The sequence below is a fragment of the Vibrio frigidus genome (genome assembly GCF_042465995.1).
Lineage (GTDB): Bacteria > Pseudomonadota > Gammaproteobacteria > Enterobacterales > Vibrionaceae > Vibrio.
Genome location: NZ_JBCDMC010000026.1, coordinates 1 through 16,976, shown reverse-complemented (window position 1 = coordinate 16,976; position 16,976 = coordinate 1). Strand labels below are relative to the sequence as shown.

Genomic DNA, 16,976 nt, shown 5'->3' with positions numbered 1-16,976 from the left:
TGGTTGCTGCATTTTGGAACTCTAAAATTAGGGATCGTAGATGAAGTAGTTGGTCGAGTAATCCGGCCAACATAAGTGTTACCTATGTGACCGGTTTAAAGTGTTACCTATGAGGTCGGTAGTACACCCATTTTCATGGGGATGACGTTGGTTTTCGTGAAAATAGGCCCATTTTAATCGAGATGACAGGTTTAGATAACGTTAACCGAACGGCATTGCGTCATTAGACGAGGCTTCTTTAAGATGGTCGGTGAAGAACTGAATTTGAGAATAGGCGAACCCCCGCCCCTATGTTCCTATCCTCTTTCTATGTTTATTTTTTTCTAGAATGCAAAAAGCCCCGTCATTAGACGAGGCTTCTTTAAGATGGTCGGTGAAGAGCTGAATTTGAGAATAGGCGAACCCCCGCCCCTATGTTCCTATCCTCTTTCTATGTTTATTTTTTTCTAGAATGCAAAAAGCCTCGTCATTAGACGAGGCTTCTTTAAGATGGTCGGTGAAGAGGGATTCGAACCCCCGACCCTCTGGTCCCAAACCAGATGCGCTACCAAGCTGCGCTATTCACCGAATATCGTTCCGATTTCTTTTAACCGGGAACGGAAGCGTATATTACTCATTATTTACTTAGACGCAAGCCATTTCTAATACTTTTTCTCAGCTTCCGTTCAACTGCTTACTTTAGCATCAGGCCCAGCTAAAATGTGACTAAAAACACAACAACAAGATCATTTTCTTAACTAAATAGCCACAATTGATCCAGATCAGTGATTAATAGCTAAACAACCTCTAATTTAGCTTTGTCATTACTATTTTGTTAGGAGAAAACATGGATTTCTGGCTCGATCTCCTTTTTGGGAATGCGATAGGTTTATCTTCAATGATAGTCATATTCGTCACATTCGGCATCATGCTATTTTTCGGTGGTTATTTCATTTACAAAATAGTAAGCGACAAATCTCCTCACTAGATCACTTAGCAAGTCAAACTATTGCTCCGGAGTAAATATTACATTTTCTCCGGTTTTCTTTACCTGTAATTTACCGACATAAACCATCGCACTGGCTATCTACTTTTCTTGATGACCAATAGTTGATGACCTTGCATTTCCAACTGGTATACTCATTTGATGATTACTGACCAATGTGAGATGCAGTTATGTCTCAGGAAGACGACCTAGACCTATTTCAAAAAATGATGGGCGATATAAAACCGTTGACACAAGACATCGCCGAACTCAAAAAAGACCATCATGTTTCTGATGCTCAATTAGCTCGTCGTGAAGCCGCGATGAACCTAACAGAGGATGAACCTGAATATCTTTCTCTTGATCATGCCCCAATGTTAAAACCAGATGATATTATCGAGTTTAAACGTAGTGGCGTACAAGACGGGGTCTATCGAAAGTTAAGGCTCGGCAAGTATCCTATTCAGGCTCGTTTAGACCTTCACAAGAGAACCCTCACACAAGCCCGAGAAGAAATCGTCAAGTTCCTCCGCCAGTGTTTGCGCATGGATATCCGGAGTGTGATTATTGTCCATGGGAAAGGGGAGCGCTCAAATCCTCCCGCTATGATGAAAAGCTATACCGCTAGTTGGTTAGTGCAGATATCGGATGTATTAGCGGTACATAGCACACAAAGAACACACGGCGGTACAGGTGCCGTATATGTTATGTTGAAGAAAAGCGTCGACAAAAAACTCGAAAATAGCGAAAGACATCAAAAACGTCTAGGTTAAATGCAGATTGATGCTAAAATAAGCCAATACTCAGCAACGATCTTATCGTTGCTTTTTTCATCGTTGTGAAACAGAGAAAACCATGTCGCAAAATATATCTCAAGATCCGCAAGGCAAACGCTTAAATAAGTTTATCAGTGAGACGGGGTTTTGCTCCCGTAGAGAAGCGGATAGGCTTATTGATAGTGGTCGAGTCACCATTAACGGTATCGTCCCAGAAATGGGGACCAAAGTACTCGCGGATGACGTCGTACTCGTCGATAATAAGCCACTCAATCGAAAACAAAAAGCCATCTATATCGCGTTGAATAAACCAACAGGTATCACCTGTACGACGGAAAGGGATATCCCTGGTAATATCGTCGATTTCATTGGTTTAAAGCAGCGTATATTCCCAATTGGCCGTTTAGATAAACCTTCCGATGGGCTGATCTTTTTGACAAACGATGGCGATATCGTCAACAAAATATTGCGTGCTGGCAATAACCACGAAAAAGAATATGTGGTTCGCGTAGACAAACCCATTAACAAAGCCTTTCTCGAGAAAATGTCGTCAGGTGTGGCGATTCTTGACACTGTCACTCTCCCTTGTGAGGTTACCGAAGAAACCAAGTACTCATTTCGCATTGTGCTGACCCAAGGATTGAACCGTCAGATCCGCCGTATGTGTGAAGCATTAGGTTATGAAGTATTTAAGCTTCGTCGAGTGCGTATTATGAATATCACTATCGACGGTATCCCAAACGGAAAATGGCGTTATTTAACAGACGCTGAAGTCGCTGAAATACTAAGAATGAGTGGCGATTCAAGTAATACTGAAGAAGCATCGAAAGTGAATGCGGATGGAGGACGAATCAGACGAGCGACGGACGCAAAACTGTTTGATAGTCGAGAAGAGAATCAACCTTCACGCGCAAGAAGAAATCAAAAACCAAGAACCTTTTCAGGCAATAATGCCGATGAATTTCGTCATTCCCCAAGAAAAAGAAATGCCGATTCATACTCTAACGCCGACAACAGACATAATAGCAAGCCGACAGAACGAGTAGCAGGTACGCTTTCTCTAAAAAATAAACCCACAGATAAGTAATATAAACGGCCATCATCTGCTCAATCAATTAGGTGATGGTCACTATATTTTTATGCTGTTAACTCCGCAAACAATCCGTTCGTTAGTTGCAACAGATGTTCTGGCGACACCTCCAGATCGAGTCCCCGCTTCCCAGCAGACACATAAATAGCCTCCTGCCCTTGAGCCGTTATATCTAAACAAGTCGGTAATCTTTTCTTCTGGCCTAATGGGCTGATACCACCGACAACGTATCCAGATATTTTCTGAGCAATAGTGGGGTCAGCCATCTCCGCCTTTTTGGCTTTCATCGCTTTAGCTGCCTGCTTAAGATTAAGCTTGCTCTCCACTGGAATAATAGCTACGGCAAGGTTTCTCTGCTCGCCGTTGATACAGAACATCAAGGTCTTAAATACTTTATTAGGGTCTACCCCAAGCACCTCGGCCGCCTCTAAGCCGTAACTTACATGCTTGGGGTCATGCTTATACTGATGAACCGTATGTGGTATTTTTTTCTTCTTCAGAAGGTCGATAGCTGGTGTCATACTTTACTCAACGATTTTGTTTCAAGTAATACCAATCTGGAAAATCAACTGATCAGCAATATGGTGGTCATGGAGCCAACATCAATGGGCAGGAAGGCCCACTGCTATGCGCACATGGGGGTCTTCAGCGCTCGACTGAATAACATTCATGTTGATCACACACTAACTTAGCTTGGTAGTATTCACTCGTAAATAAAAAAAGGCGATGCATTAGCATCGCCTTTATCTTCAACGTTCCTTAAAGGATCGTCAAGTTAATCTCTTATTTGTAAACCATTTCGCCTTTTGGCTCAAATTTGCTTACATCTATCGGTGTGTTTGATTCTAGGTATGCTTTCAATACTTCTGCATCAACAAACCCAGTATTAACATGGCCAGCGTGACCTGTCAGCTTAGGATAGCCATCACCACCAGCAGCGTTAAAGCTTGGCACGGTGAAACGATATGTCTTGTTCATATCAAGTGGCATGCCGCCAACCTTAACATCACTCACTTTACCGTTTTCTACTGTCATTGAAATACCAGCGAACTGAGCATAAGCACCAGAATCAACCGGTTTCGTCGCAACAACGTTCAAGTAATCTAATACTTCACTACCCTTCATGTCGTTGTATGTAATTACGTTTGCGAATGGTTGAACGGTCAACACATCTTTATACGTAATATCGCCAGCTTCAATTGAAGCACGTACACCACCAGAGTTCATCACACCGAAATCTGCTTTAGCGCGTTCCATATGTGCAGTAGCAATCAAGCGACCAAGGTTAGTTTGTTGGAAACGAACGATATTTCGCTCACCAACTAGGTTCGCATTAGATTCAGCAACCTTAATGTTCAACTGTTCTTGACCTTGCTCTTGGTATGGTTTCAAGAAGGCGACCATTTCCGCGTCTTGAGCGATTTCATCTTGAATGAATACGCGCGTTTTCTTGCCATCAACCTTGATTTTTTTCTTGAGGTTTACAGGAATAAGGTCATAGCTCACCATTTCCAGTTCGCCATTACGGAATTCGTAGTCAGCACGGCCGACATATTTACCCCATTCATGAGCCTGAACTATCCAGGTACCATTTTGATTATCTGGTTGGCACTCAGCACCCGGCTTGAAGGAGCCATTCATCACGTTAGGACCTTCCATACAGACAGGTTCTTGTGAGTGACCACCAACGATCATATCTAACGAGCCTTCGTCTAAATAGCGAGCAAGCGCAACATCACCTGGCGCATTCACACCACGGTTACCATTTTCATAGTGACCCATATGCGTCACAGCAAAAATCAGATCTGGTTTTTCGCTTTCATTAATTTCAGCGATCAGCTTCTTCGCTTCTTCTTTCGGGTCACGAAATTCTAATCCAGCAATAAATTCTGGATTACCAATCTTCATCGTATCTTCAGTAGTTAAACCAATGACAGCAATTTTGATGCCTTGCTTTTCAAACATTTCATAGGCTTGATACTTACGTTCGCCTGTTGTTTTGTCATAGATGTTTGCAGACAACATAGGGAAACCACCCCATGCGATTTGCTGATCTAGCACTGAAAGCGCGTTATCAAATTCATGGTTACCTAACGCCATTGCGTCATAACCAAGCTTGTTCATCCCTTTAAAATCAGGTTCAGCATCTTGCAGATCTGATTCAGGAACACCGGTGTTAATATCACCGCCAGAAAGCAGTAGCACGCTGCCACCTTCAGCCGCCACTTCAGCACGTAATTCATCGATTAGCGTTTTACGCGCGGCCATACCGTACTCACCATATTTATTTGACCAGAAACGGCCATGGTGATCATTGGTATGCAAAACCGTTAGCTTATAAGTTTGGTCTTCTTCCCATGCAGGTCCCGTCGCGCAACCAGCCAATGTTGCTAATATTGCTGCACCTAGCACAGTTTTAAGTATCAAGCGTTCCTTCATCTTTAGTACCTTTCTTTTATTTTGGATTTTTCACTGCCGTGAAGTTCTCAAATCATGGTTTTTCAAGTGACAACTTGAAGAAGTTTAGATTATTCGAGGAGATCATCTATTATGATTTCATATATATGAAATATAGGTCACCTTTATATTACAGTTTTATTTTAATGAAAGTGATTTAATACACATAAAACCAAAAGCCATCACAGGCAATCGGTTACCTATGATATTGATCTAGGTTCAGGCTTAGCAAAGTTGAATTCTTTCAGGTTTGTACTTCAATTGATTTTTCCACAAAAAAACCGCCCCAAAAGGCGGTTTAATTTTATAGTGCGTCGATGAGTTACTTAATATCGATATGTTCAAAGCTCTTAATCATGTCATCAAGTGACTTCATCTGAGCTAAGAAAGGCTCCAATTTATCCAATGGAAGAGCCGAAGGGCCGTCACATCTTGCCTTATCAGGGTCAGGGTGAGCCTCAATAAACAGACCAGCAATACCCGTTGCTAATCCTGCCTTGGCCAATTCTACTGTTTGGTTACGACGTCCACCAGATGCAGCTCCAGACGGATCTCGCATCTGCAGTGAGTGAGTCACGTCAAAAATAATAGGACTGCCGTTAGACACTTTTTTCATAACACCAAAACCAAGCATATCAACCACTAGATTGTCATAGCCCATGCAAGAACCTCTCTCACATAGAATGATTTTATCATTCCCACATTCTGCAAACTTATCCACAATATTACCCACTTGATCAGGGCTCATAAATTGAGGTTTCTTGACATTGATAACCGCACCCGTCTTCGCCATCGCTTCAACAAGATCGGTCTGACGAGCTAAGAATGCAGGTAGCTGAATCACATCAACGACATCGGCAACAATTTGAGCTTGTGCTTCCGTATGGATATCGGTAATGATTTTCACACCAAAGGTATCTTTGATTTCTTGGAATATCTTCATTCCTTCTTCTAGGCCGGGACCACGATAAGAATGGACAGAGCTGCGATTCGCTTTATCAAATGACGCCTTAAATACGTATGGAATACCAAGTTTCTCAGTAACGGTGACATAATGTTCGCAGATTTTCATAGCGAGATCGCGAGATTCAAGAACATTCATCCCCGCAAATAAGGTAAACGGTTTGTCGTTTGCAACTGGAATATCACCAACATGAACGATTTTTTGTTCCATTTTTTTCTCTCTACTTTTAATCAATGACTTTAGCTAATTCAACAAATTAACTAGTGAATAGTAACGATATTTGTGTCCAATGCCCTTAACTGGCTTTTGAGTAGCTCAGCCGCTGGATCTTCTGGGCACTGATCAATAAAAAATTGATAATCAGTTTTTGCAATTTGATGGCAATCAAGCTGTTGATAAATAAAACCTCTATCACGGATCTCATACGGATCATCGGGGACAAAGCTTAATGCCAAATCGGTACACCTAAGTGCCAAAGTATAGCGCTCTTCTCTTAAAAGTGCGCTTTTGGTTACGGCTAACCAACGACCAATAATCGTGGGATGGTCCGCTGTCTTTAGGTGTTCTGCTTTCAATTTAGCTAACGGCCCTTCTTGCCCAATAAGCCAAGCGGTGAGTATCTTCTTGTCTACATACTCACCATTGTATGGATTGATGTACATTGGCTTTTCATCAGACCATAGCAGCTTAACCAAAAATTGGGTTGGAAACGTCACGCCTTCAACAGGAAAGCCTAACTTGCCTGCAAAATAAAGAAACAGAGCGCCCAGACTCACAGGGATACCCATTCTGCGCCTCAGTACTGTATCCATGAATACATTCTCTGAGCTGAAGTAGGCTTCACTGTCACCTTTAAACCCTAGGTCGCAGTAGAAGTAGCGTATGAAAGAGTCAAACTTCTGTTTTTCGTCTGTCTCATTAACTAACGCCAGCTCTATCTCACTCAATAGTTTCGCAAGTTCGGCCTCAGCCCAAGCAACGTCTGTATCGGAGTTAATCGCATGATTGAGCGCTAATGCTCCTTCTACGATCGCCATCCCATCTAAATCTTCATCGAACAATTTAAACATCGTTTACCCTATTAATGCTGGTACTTTCGTTATTGCGATCTTACCCGCCATTACTAACCAGCCTAACGCGCCAAAGAGTGCGAAGGTTCTAAGTAGTCGATTTTTAGCGACTTTAAGAGTAAAAAAACCTAATGCGAAATAGGCCAATATACAGGTCACTTTTTCCGTAAACCATTCATTGCCTGGTGTAAAAGGTATAAACCCTAAGCTGAAAATTAGCCCTATACCTGAGAGGATTAATATCGTGTCGATAACATGTGGTGATATTTTTAGGAACTTCTTTTCAATCATCGGGGAGTTCGCCATCATCAATGCGTAGCGAATGGATAATAAAATCGCACTAAGTACGATGGACAGCATGTGGATGTTTTTTAAAGCAAAATACACTGTAATTTCTCTTTATTCTAATGGAGTTGACTCACATCGGCCATAGGTAACTCTGTCGTTCCCAGCGTAATCTTGCTCGGTTGACACGTCGCTATAACCCAAAGTTAACAATAATTCTCGCACGGCTTCACCTTGTTCAAAACCGTGTTCAAACAACAACCAGCCTTTCGGCTTTAGGTGACGAACAGCCTGTGTTGCAATCATACGTATATCTGACAGGCCTTTCTCTTCGGCGACAAGAGCACTTGTTGGTTCGAACCTAACGTCACCAGAGGTAAGGTGAGGATCATCTTTATCAATATATGGTGGATTGGAAACAATCAGACCAAATTTAGTTCCAATGTAGTTACGATTTGTTTCTAGCGGTTCAAACCAACTGCCTTGCAAAAACGTAACATTATTTATGCCGAGGTTTCTTGCATTTTTCTCAGCCAATTCTTTAGCTTCGGTACGAATGTCTATGCCAGTAACGTCATGCTGTGGACACTCAGATGCCATCGCAAGAGCGATAGCGCCGGTCCCCGATCCCAAATCCAATAGTTGACAAGGTTCAGTGGACACTTTTTCCAGTGCAATCTCAACAAGACGTTCCGTATCAGGTCTAGGGATCAATGTTGAAGGAGAAACCATCAGCGACAATGACCAAAATTCACGTTCACCGGTTATGTAAGCAATAGGCTCACCTTCAATTCGTCTTTTTATCAACGCTCTGAACTGGCTTTGTTGTTCGTTTGTCAGTACTTTTTCAGGCCACGTTAAAAGGTAACTACGTGGTTTTCCGAGTACATGGCAAAGCAATACTGCAGCATCCAAAGACGGCGACGCGCTTCCGCTTTCATCCAGCAAAGCGGTTGTCGCCCTCAACGTCGCCTCAACGGACGGTGTCATATCCATATATAATCGGATTCTGGATTAATTCAGGTCTGCAAGCGCAGCAAGTTGATCAGCTTGATATTCAAATATCACTGGATCAATAAGGCTTTGAAGATCGCCTTCCATCACTTCTGACAAACGGTACAATGTAAGGTTGATTCGATGGTCTGATACTCGGCCCTGCGGATAGTTGTAAGTTCGAACACGGTCACTTCTGTCGCCAGAACCCAATAGATTACGTCGAGTATCCGAAACGACTTCAGCACGTCTAGCTTCTTCAGCCTTAATAATTCTTGCAGCAAGAACCGACATCGCTTTCGCCTTGTTTTTATGCTGAGAACGTTCATCCTGACATTCCACTACAGTACCCGTTGGTAAGTGAGTAATTCGTATAGCAGAATCGGTGGTGTTCACGTGCTGGCCACCAGCGCCAGACGATCTGAATGTGTCTATTTTCAAGTCAGACGATTTAATTTCTGGTAGATCCGCCTCTGGTATTTCTGCCATGACAGCTAAAGTACAAGCAGAGGTATGCACACGCCCTTGCGATTCAGTCGCAGGAACACGTTGCACTCGGTGGCCACCTGATTCAAATTTAAGTACGCCGTAAGCACCGTCGCCAATCACTTTAGCGATCATCTCTTTGTAACCACCTTGTTCAGATTCATTCGAGCTCATTACCTCGATTCGCCAACCTTTCTTCTCAGCAAAACGACTGTACATACGGAAAAGGTGACCGGCGAATATACCCGCTTCATCTCCACCGGCGCCTGCTCGAATCTCTAAGAAACAGTTACGTTCATCATTTGGATCTTTTGGTATCAGTAGAATTTGTAGATCATCCGCCAGTTTTTCGATAGTGGCTTTAGATTCCTTTATCTCTTCTTGCGCCATTTCGCGCATTTCTGCATCGTCTTCCGTCGCCATTTCCTCAGCGGCGTCGAGATCACCTTGAGCTTGCTGGTACGCTTGGAAGCACATCGTCACTTCTTCTAATTGAGAATACTCTCTAGACAGTGCACGGAATCTGTTTTGGTCACCAATAACGTCAGGATCACCAAGTAAATGCTGAACCTCTTCGTAACGCTCTACCAGAGTTTCAAGCTTAGTCAAAATGGATTGTTTCATAATCTTCTTTAATTTTGTTGTAGGTCGTCTAGACCTATACTCTGTCTAATTACAGAGAGTTTATCTGGGTCACCTTGCTCCGCTGCACTTTGCAGGGCGCGAGTAGGAGCGTGGATCAATCTGTTGGTCAATTTATTGCTTAGTTCTAGCAACACCTTTTCGGGGTCACCACCAGACTCGAGTGCCTGTAGGCTTTTCGCGATAAGTTCTTCTCTAATCGCATTGGCTGATGTTCGAAATTCTCGGATACTATCAACAGCGTGTAATGATCGTAACCAAGTCATAAATGCAGCGCTCTCTTCGGAAACAATCGCCTCAGCTTGAATCGCTTCAACTTTGCGCTGCTCCATATTCTGCTGAACAATAGACTGTAAATCGTCGACAGTATAAAGATAAATATCGTCTAAGTCGCCAACTTGCTGTTCTACATCTCTCGGTACGGCTATATCAACGATTAGAATGGGTTGACGCTTACGTTTTTTCAACGCCGTTTCCACCATACCTTTACCGATAATAGGTAGAGGACTGGCTGTAGAGCTTATAACGATATCGGCTCTATATAAGTGTTCCGGTATTTCTTCGAGGCTTATCACCTGAGCATCAAACTGTTTTGCTAAGCCTAGTGCGCGTTCACGGGTACGATTAGCAACAATGATATGTTTGCATCCATTATCGGAAAGGTGTTTGGCGACAAGTTCTATTGTCTCGCCCGCACCCACTAATAAGACTGTCGATTCTGAAAGTGATTCAAATATGTGCTTCGCAAGTGTGCAGGCTGCATAAGCAACCGAAACAGCGCTCCCGCCGATTTCAGTTTCTGTGCGAACTTTTTTTGCTACTGAAAATGTTTTTTGGAACAACTTTTCCATTGTGCCGTCGACAGACTTGAGCTCTCTGGCGCTTGAGTAGGCTTGCTTAACTTGCCCCAAGATCTGAGGTTCACCCAATACAAGCGAGTCGAGTCCACACGAAACACGCATCAAGTGCTTAATCGCCGCTTGTTCTTCATGTATATATAAGCTTGACTTAAGTTCTTCAGGTTGAATCTGATGAAACTCTGTCATCCAGTCAATTACTTGATTCTTGCTTGCTTGTTTTACATCAAAATAGATCTCTGTTCGATTACAAGTGGAGACAATAACACCACTTTTTATATTTGAATCTGCTCCAAGTTGCTTATGCGCCTCTGTCAACTTCTCAGGGGAAAAAGCAACCTTTTCTCGCAATTCAACCGACGCTGTATTGTGATTGATACCAATAACAAGCAAGGACATGGAATAAAGGATCTCGATTTTAATATACGAATTAAGGGGGGAATTTTACTTGATGGGCTTGCTTAATGAAAGGGTGATAGAGAGATGTTTTTATGAGTTCGTGATTTAGATGATATAGTTACCCCTAAAGACTTACTTGATTTGCGTGATTATTGACCAATATGAAAATAATTCAAAAATACTGTATCTATTTGTCCCTAATTTTTTTCGTTTCTGCTTGTAGTACTCTCCCTGAAGAATCGGCCATTAATGTAGAATGGGAAAAACACAGTACTCAACTCTCAAACATTCGTTCATTTCAGGCTACGGGCAAACTGGGCTATCGAGGCCCAAAAGATACCGTCAGCTTAAATTTCTATTGGAAACACACTGAAAAAGAAAGCGAATTACGTTTGATCAACTTTCTTGGCTCTACCGTACTAACGCTCATTATGACACCCGACGGTTCTAAGGTGATCACCAGTGATGACCAAATCTACGAAAATAAAGACGCCAACTTATTATTTGCCGAATTAACTGGTTTAGAATTTCCGGTATCTCAATTGAAACATTGGATAAAAGGTCTGCCAATTCAGGCTGACGACTACCAATTCAATGAGACTAACACATTAAAATCTTTACAAAAAAGAAGCAGAAGCCGTAACTGGACTTTAGATTACACCCGCTATCAAGATTACGATGGTCTGCCGCTACCAAACCAAATGACGTTAAAATCCACAGACACCAAAATTAAAATCGCTGTTTCTAAATGGGTAATAAATTCATGATAACTCAGCCGACTTCTTGGCCCTCCCCTGCAAAGCTTAATCTCTTTCTTTATATCAACAATAGAAGAGAAGATGGGTACCACGAGCTTCAAACACTATTTCAGTTTTTAGATTATTGCGACACCTTAACTATCCAAGCCAATTCCTCTAACAAGATTACACTTACCCCTGAACTTGAAGGCGTACCTGTCGAAAACAACTTGATATGGAAAGCCGCTATAGCGCTTAAAAAAAAGACTCAGGTTTCCTACGGTGCCGATATCCATTTGGAAAAAAGGTTGCCCATGGGCGGTGGTATTGGCGGCGGTTCTTCTAATGCTGCAACCGTACTTGTTGCGCTAAATTTTCTCTGGCAGCTTGATTTAACCTCTGATGAATTGGCTGATATTGGTTTACAACTTGGTGCTGATGTCCCAATTTTTGTGAAAGGCTTTTCAGCATTTGCAGAAGGAGTGGGAGAACGATTGGAAAAAGTAACACCAGAAGAGAAGTGGTATCTAGTGGTTAAGCCCAATGTGAGCATACCAACAGCAGAAATTTTTTCTCATCCTGACTTGACCAGAAATACGCCAAAGCGAGCTATAGCTGAGTTGTTAACTGGATCACAAGTAAACGATTGCGAAAAAATTGTCCGATTACTTTATCCAGAGGTTGATAAGCAACTTTCATGGCTGTTACAATATGCGCCGTCAAGATTAACGGGTACAGGGTCATGTCTGTTTTCTGAGTTTAACAACAAACTCGATGCAGAGAGAATTCGTGCTAAACTTCCTGACGCTGTTTTAAGTTTTGTCGCACAAGGGAAAAACCGTTCCCTATTGCATAAAACACTCACCAGTTACAAAAATTCTTTGACTGAATAGTTTAAAGAATGAGTAACTCGTGAACACCCAACCTAATTTAAAAACTGGACGCAACCCCGAGGTTTCCACTGTGCCTGATATGAAGCTATTTGCTGGTAACGCTACACCTGAACTAGCCCAACGTATTGCTGATCGTCTCTATATTTCTCTTGGTGACGCTACTGTTGACCGTTTCTCTGATGGAGAAATAGCGGTTCAAATAAACGAGAATGTTCGTGGTAGTGACGTATTCATCATCCAATCAACCTGTGCTCCTACTAATGATAACCTAATGGAATTAGTAGTAATGATTGATGCAATGCGCCGTGCTTCCGCAGGCCGTATTACTGCCGTTATCCCTTACTTTGGATATGCTCGACAAGACAGACGCGTTCGTTCTGCTCGTGTGCCTATCACTGCAAAAGTCGTTGCTGACTTTCTGTCTAATGTGGGCGTTGATCGAGTATTAACTATCGACCTTCATGCTGAGCAGATTCAAGGTTTCTTCGATGTCCCTGTAGATAACATCTTCGGCACGCCAGTTCTTCTAGAAGACATGGCAGCCCGTGGTCTAGAAGATCCTGTGGTCGTTTCACCAGATCTTGGTGGCGTTGTTCGTGCACGTGCAACTGCGAAGGCGTTAGGAAATATTGATATTGCTATCGTAGACAAACGTCGTCCACGCGCCAATGTATCGGAAGTAATGAACCTGATTGGTGAAGTTGAAGGTCGTGACTGTGTTATCGTCGATGACATGATCGATACTGGTGGCACACTTTGTAAGGCAGCAGAAGCACTTAAACAGCGTGGAGCTAAGCGTGTATTCGCATACGCAACCCACGCCGTGTTCTCGGGCAACGCAGCCAAGAACATCAAAAACTCAGTGATTGACCAAGTTATCATTACCGATTCCATTACCCTCTCTAAGGAAATGGCAGCAACAGGTAAAGTAACGCAACTGACTCTATCTAGCATGCTTGCTGAGGCGATTCGTCGTATCAGCAACGAAGAATCTATTTCGGCTATGTTTAGTTAAGACTATTTAGCAAAAAATGGTTTGTTAGTACGGTTTTAGTTCGTCGCTATAAATAATCGTTAATCTTATTAAAAACACCTCTTTAGAAGGGGTGTTTTTTTGTGTTGTGGAAACCCATATTTAGTGCCTCGCACCTTGAAGTACTTTTATGCTACTATACGGCGCTTTTTGAAAATCCAAGAGAGATCCTAACCGTGAGTCAAGAGATTAAGCTGCTCGTAGGTCTGGCAAACCCAGGTCCTGAATATGCGAAGACCCGACATAACGCCGGAGCATGGGTTGTTGAAGAATTGGCGCGAGTCCACAATATAACATTAAAGAATGAATCAAAATTCTTTGGTTATACTGGACGTATCACGGTGAATGGTGAAGATTTGCGTCTTCTCATTCCGACTACATTTATGAATTTGTCCGGAAAGGCTGTTGCTTCTGTTGCCAAATTCTACCAAATCAAACCTGAAGAAATCATGATCGCTCATGATGAGCTTGATCTTCCTCCAGGCGTTGGTAAATTTAAGAAAGGTGGTGGCCATGGTGGTCATAACGGTTTAAAAGACTCAATTAGCAGACTTGGTAATAACAAAGAATTTTACCGCTTACGGATTGGCATTGGTCATCCGGGGCATAAAGATAGAGTATCTGGCTATGTATTGGGTAGAGCCCCAGCAAAAGAGCAAGAATGTATTGATGCTGTCGTAGATGAATCTGTCCGCAGCTTAGATATCTTACTCAAAGACGGCATAGCCAAAGCACAAAATCGCTTACACACGTTCAAAGCAGAATAAGGTTTATATCATGGGTTTCAAATGTGGCATCGTTGGTCTACCAAACGTCGGTAAATCGACTCTGTTTAACGCACTAACTAAAGCTGGTATCGAAGCAGCAAACTTTCCATTTTGTACTATCGAGCCTAACACCGGCATAGTACCTGTGCCTGATTTACGTCTAGATGCACTAGCAAAGATTGTTAACCCTCAAAAAATCCTACCGACGACTATGGAGTTTGTGGACATAGCAGGCCTTGTCGCCGGAGCATCTAAAGGTGAAGGTTTAGGGAATAAATTCCTGGCTAATATCCGAGAAACAGATGCTATTGGTCACGTAGTTCGTTGCTTTGAAGATGACAACATCGTTCACGTTGCAGGTAAAATTTCACCTTTAGACGATATTGAAATCATCAATTTAGAACTTGCTCTTGCGGACTTAGATACTTGTGAGCGAGCAATTCATCGCCAAGCAAAACGGGCCAAGGGCGGCGACAAAGACGCTAAATTCGAAGTAATTGTACTAGAAAAACTTCTGCCTGTTTTAACAGAAGGCGGCATGGCGAGAACGGTTCAACTAGCGAAAGAAGAGTTGAAAGCAGTAGATTACTTAAACTTCTTAACGTTAAAGCCAACGATGTACATCGCTAACGTAAGTGAAGATGGCTTTGAAAATAACCCATTCCTTGATCAAGTACGCAAATTCGCAGAGAACGAAAACAATGTAGTCGTTCCTGTATGCGCCGCTATCGAGTCTGAGCTATCTGAACTAGACGATGAAGATCGCGCTGAGTTTCTTGAAGACATGGGCATCGAAGAGCCTGGCCTAAACCGTGTAATTCGTTCAGGCTATGATCTACTTACACTACAGACATACTTTACTGCTGGTGTAAAAGAAGTTCGTGCATGGACAATTCCAATTGGCGCTACTGCCCCACAGTCAGCAGGTAAGATCCATACTGATTTTGAGAAAGGCTTCATCCGTGCAGAAGTTGTTGGCTACGATGATTTCATCCAATTCAGCGGCGAAAGCGGTGCAAAAGAAGCAGGAAAGTGGCGCTTAGAAGGTAAAGATTACATCGTTAAAGATGGGGATGTCGTTCACTTCCGTTTTAACGTGTAGCCAAAACACTCAATCAGTTCTATAAAAAGCCACTTTTATTAAGTGGTTTTTTTTGTATCTGTTAAAATCATCGCTTCATTTTTTATTGTTAATAATCCAATTTAGTTGAGAAATGTAATTAGTTTTTAAGCAAAAAAAGCCATCTTTGTTTAAAAAAGACGCGAACAGTCTTTTTAGTGGGATTTATGCAAAAAAATAGGTTGACGGTTTTCCTACAGATCCGCATAATGCGCTCCGTTCTTGTCGCTGGCCGTACGGTTAGAGAATGAGAATTTGGCTACGTAGCTCAGCTGGTTAGAGCACATCACTCATAATGATGGGGTCACAGGTTCAAATCCCGTCGTAGCCACCATATTTGCTTTTCTAGATAGACTAATTCTACTATCTAGAAATTATAAAAAGATTTGCGGAAGTGGCGGAATTGGTAGACGCACCAGATTTAGGTTCTGGCGCCGCAAGGTGTGAGAGTTCAAGTCTCTCCTTCCGCACCATATTTGTTGGGTTATCGCCAAGCGGTAAGGCACTGGCTTTTGATGCCAGCATTCCCTGGTTCGAATCCAGGTAACCCAGCCATATTGAAGATGGTTCGAGTAACTTTAGTTTTAAAACTTTTGATGCCAGCATTCACTGGTTCTCTCTTGTTCTAAATCTAGCAGGTAACCCGACCATAATTGGCAAGTGGTTCGAGTAATGCAGTTACAACGTTTGATTCCAGCATCCCTGGTTGTCTCTCGTTATAATCTAGCAGATAACCCGACCATTAATAAAAAAGTACTTTTTGTACTGTTAAAAGGGCGAACTTTATATTATATTGTTTCGCTTGATTTAGATGGCTACGTAGCTCAGCTGGTTAGAGCACATCACTCATAATGATGGGGTCACAGGTTCAAATCCCGTCGTAGCCACCATAATTAAAACTTGTTTGCTTTTACCAGTTAGCAAAGAAGTCTGTAGACAATTTGAGACGCGGAAGTGGCGGAATTGGTAGACGCACCAGATTTAGGTTCTGGCGCCGCAAGGTGTGAGAGTTCAAGTCTCTCCTTCCGCACCATCTCAATATTTTCTACAACAGATTTACGCGGAAGTGGCGGAATTGGTAGACGCACCAGATTTAGGTTCTGGCGCCGCAAGGTGTGAGAGTTCAAGTCTCTCCTTCCGCACCATATTTGTTGGGCTATCGCCAAGCGGTAAGGCACTGGCTTTTGATGCCAGCATTCCCTGGTTCGAATCCAGGTAGCCCAGCCATATTTGTAAGTGGTTTGAGGTATGTAGTTTAAAGCTCAAGCTATACAATTTCTTATTAGATCCAATTCATCTAATGAGAACACAGAACATGCGGAAGTGGCGGAATTGGTAGACGCACCAGATTTAGGTTCTGGCGCCGCAAGGTGTGAGAGTTCAAGTCTCTCCTTCCGCACCATATTTGTTGGGTTATCGCCAAGCGGTAAGGCACTGGCTTTT

At 42.6% G+C, this 16,976-nt stretch carries 16 protein-coding genes and 9 tRNA genes; 16 read left to right on the top strand and 9 right to left on the bottom strand.

Annotated features, from left to right (window positions below):
• Positions 1-490: 490 nt before the first annotated feature.
• A tRNA-Pro gene (locus tag AACW90_RS22755) sits at positions 491-567 on the bottom strand.
• Between the two features lie 259 nt (positions 568-826).
• Between AACW90_RS22755 and AACW90_RS22750 the strand changes: the two genes are divergently transcribed.
• The 3 genes from AACW90_RS22750 (at position 827) to rluF (ending at position 2,827) form a co-directional block, all read left to right on the top strand.
• Positions 827-967 (top strand): DUF3149 domain-containing protein, encoded by a 141-nt coding sequence (locus AACW90_RS22750; RefSeq protein WP_195704048.1) that lies wholly within the window; start codon positions 827-829, stop codon positions 965-967.
• A 188-nt stretch (positions 968-1,155) separates the two neighbouring features.
• Complete coding sequence (gene smrA / locus AACW90_RS22745) at positions 1,156-1,737, top strand: DNA endonuclease SmrA (protein WP_390239309.1); 582 nt, start codon at positions 1,156-1,158, stop codon at positions 1,735-1,737.
• 82 nt (positions 1,738-1,819) lie between these two features.
• Positions 1,820-2,827, top strand: a complete 1,008-nt coding sequence (rluF, locus tag AACW90_RS22740; RefSeq protein ID WP_390239306.1) for a 23S rRNA pseudouridine(2604) synthase RluF — start codon at positions 1,820-1,822, stop codon at positions 2,825-2,827.
• Between the two features lie 50 nt (positions 2,828-2,877).
• Here rluF and ybaK read toward each other — a convergent pair whose 3' ends face one another.
• The 8 genes from ybaK to hemA form a co-directional block, all read right to left on the bottom strand.
• Complete coding sequence (gene ybaK / locus AACW90_RS22735; protein WP_390239303.1) at positions 2,878-3,351, bottom strand: Cys-tRNA(Pro) deacylase; 474 nt, start codon at positions 3,349-3,351, stop codon at positions 2,878-2,880.
• 262 nt (positions 3,352-3,613) lie between these two features.
• A complete protein-coding gene (gene ushA / locus AACW90_RS22730; RefSeq protein ID WP_390239300.1) occupies positions 3,614-5,269 on the bottom strand; it encodes a bifunctional UDP-sugar hydrolase/5'-nucleotidase UshA in 1,656 nt (551 codons plus the stop codon).
• Between the two features lie 340 nt (positions 5,270-5,609).
• Positions 5,610-6,461, bottom strand: a complete 852-nt coding sequence (kdsA, locus tag AACW90_RS22725; RefSeq protein ID WP_195704052.1) for a 3-deoxy-8-phosphooctulonate synthase — start codon at positions 6,459-6,461, stop codon at positions 5,610-5,612.
• 50 nt (positions 6,462-6,511) lie between these two features.
• Entirely contained in the window at positions 6,512-7,321 is an 810-nt protein-coding gene (locus tag AACW90_RS22720) for a SirB1 family protein (protein WP_390239296.1), read from the bottom strand.
• Positions 7,322-7,324: 3 nt separating this feature from the next.
• On the bottom strand, positions 7,325-7,708 hold the full coding sequence (locus AACW90_RS22715) for a SirB2 family protein (RefSeq protein WP_390239293.1): 384 nt from the start codon (positions 7,706-7,708) through the stop codon (positions 7,325-7,327).
• Positions 7,709-7,720: 12 nt separating this feature from the next.
• Positions 7,721-8,602: a peptide chain release factor N(5)-glutamine methyltransferase gene (gene prmC / locus AACW90_RS22710; RefSeq protein ID WP_390239290.1), complete on the bottom strand. Its 882-nt coding sequence runs from the start codon at positions 8,600-8,602 to the stop codon at positions 7,721-7,723.
• 18 nt (positions 8,603-8,620) lie between these two features.
• Positions 8,621-9,709, bottom strand: a complete 1,089-nt coding sequence (prfA, locus tag AACW90_RS22705) for a peptide chain release factor 1 (protein ID WP_390239287.1) — start codon at positions 9,707-9,709, stop codon at positions 8,621-8,623.
• Between the two features lie 8 nt (positions 9,710-9,717).
• Positions 9,718-10,983 (bottom strand): glutamyl-tRNA reductase, encoded by a 1,266-nt coding sequence (gene hemA, locus AACW90_RS22700; protein WP_275134560.1) that lies wholly within the window; start codon positions 10,981-10,983, stop codon positions 9,718-9,720.
• A gap of 161 nt (positions 10,984-11,144) precedes the next feature.
• Between hemA and lolB the strand changes: the two genes are divergently transcribed.
• The 13 genes from lolB to AACW90_RS22635 all read left to right on the top strand — a co-directional run bounded on the left by lolB (position 11,145) and on the right by AACW90_RS22635 (position 16,935).
• A complete protein-coding gene (gene lolB, locus AACW90_RS22695) occupies positions 11,145-11,750 on the top strand; it encodes a lipoprotein insertase outer membrane protein LolB (RefSeq protein WP_390239283.1) in 606 nt (201 codons plus the stop codon).
• Entirely contained in the window at positions 11,747-12,613 is an 867-nt protein-coding gene (ispE, locus tag AACW90_RS22690) for a 4-(cytidine 5'-diphospho)-2-C-methyl-D-erythritol kinase (RefSeq protein ID WP_390239280.1), read from the top strand. The genes lolB and ispE overlap by 4 nt, the downstream gene beginning before the upstream one ends.
• Before the next feature lie 70 nt (positions 12,614-12,683).
• Complete coding sequence (locus tag AACW90_RS22685) at positions 12,684-13,628, top strand: ribose-phosphate pyrophosphokinase (protein WP_195705107.1); 945 nt, start codon at positions 12,684-12,686, stop codon at positions 13,626-13,628.
• A 194-nt stretch (positions 13,629-13,822) separates the two neighbouring features.
• Complete coding sequence (pth, locus tag AACW90_RS22680) at positions 13,823-14,413, top strand: aminoacyl-tRNA hydrolase (protein WP_390239313.1); 591 nt, start codon at positions 13,823-13,825, stop codon at positions 14,411-14,413.
• A 10-nt stretch (positions 14,414-14,423) separates the two neighbouring features.
• Positions 14,424-15,515, top strand: coding sequence for a redox-regulated ATPase YchF (gene ychF, locus AACW90_RS22675; protein WP_390239276.1), 1,092 nt, complete (start codon positions 14,424-14,426; stop codon positions 15,513-15,515).
• Between the two features lie 275 nt (positions 15,516-15,790).
• Positions 15,791-15,867, top strand: a tRNA-Met gene (locus AACW90_RS22670).
• 54 nt (positions 15,868-15,921) lie between these two features.
• Positions 15,922-16,006: transfer RNA gene (locus tag AACW90_RS22665), tRNA-Leu, on the top strand.
• A 7-nt stretch (positions 16,007-16,013) separates the two neighbouring features.
• Positions 16,014-16,088 (top strand) — tRNA-Gln (locus tag AACW90_RS22660).
• Positions 16,089-16,346: 258 nt separating this feature from the next.
• Positions 16,347-16,423 (top strand) — tRNA-Met (locus AACW90_RS22655).
• A gap of 58 nt (positions 16,424-16,481) precedes the next feature.
• Positions 16,482-16,566: transfer RNA gene (locus AACW90_RS22650), tRNA-Leu, on the top strand.
• Positions 16,567-16,593: 27 nt separating this feature from the next.
• A tRNA-Leu gene (locus AACW90_RS22645) sits at positions 16,594-16,678 on the top strand.
• A 7-nt stretch (positions 16,679-16,685) separates the two neighbouring features.
• Positions 16,686-16,760: transfer RNA gene (locus AACW90_RS22640), tRNA-Gln, on the top strand.
• A gap of 90 nt (positions 16,761-16,850) precedes the next feature.
• A tRNA-Leu gene (locus AACW90_RS22635) sits at positions 16,851-16,935 on the top strand.
• Positions 16,936-16,976 lie beyond the last annotated feature (41 nt).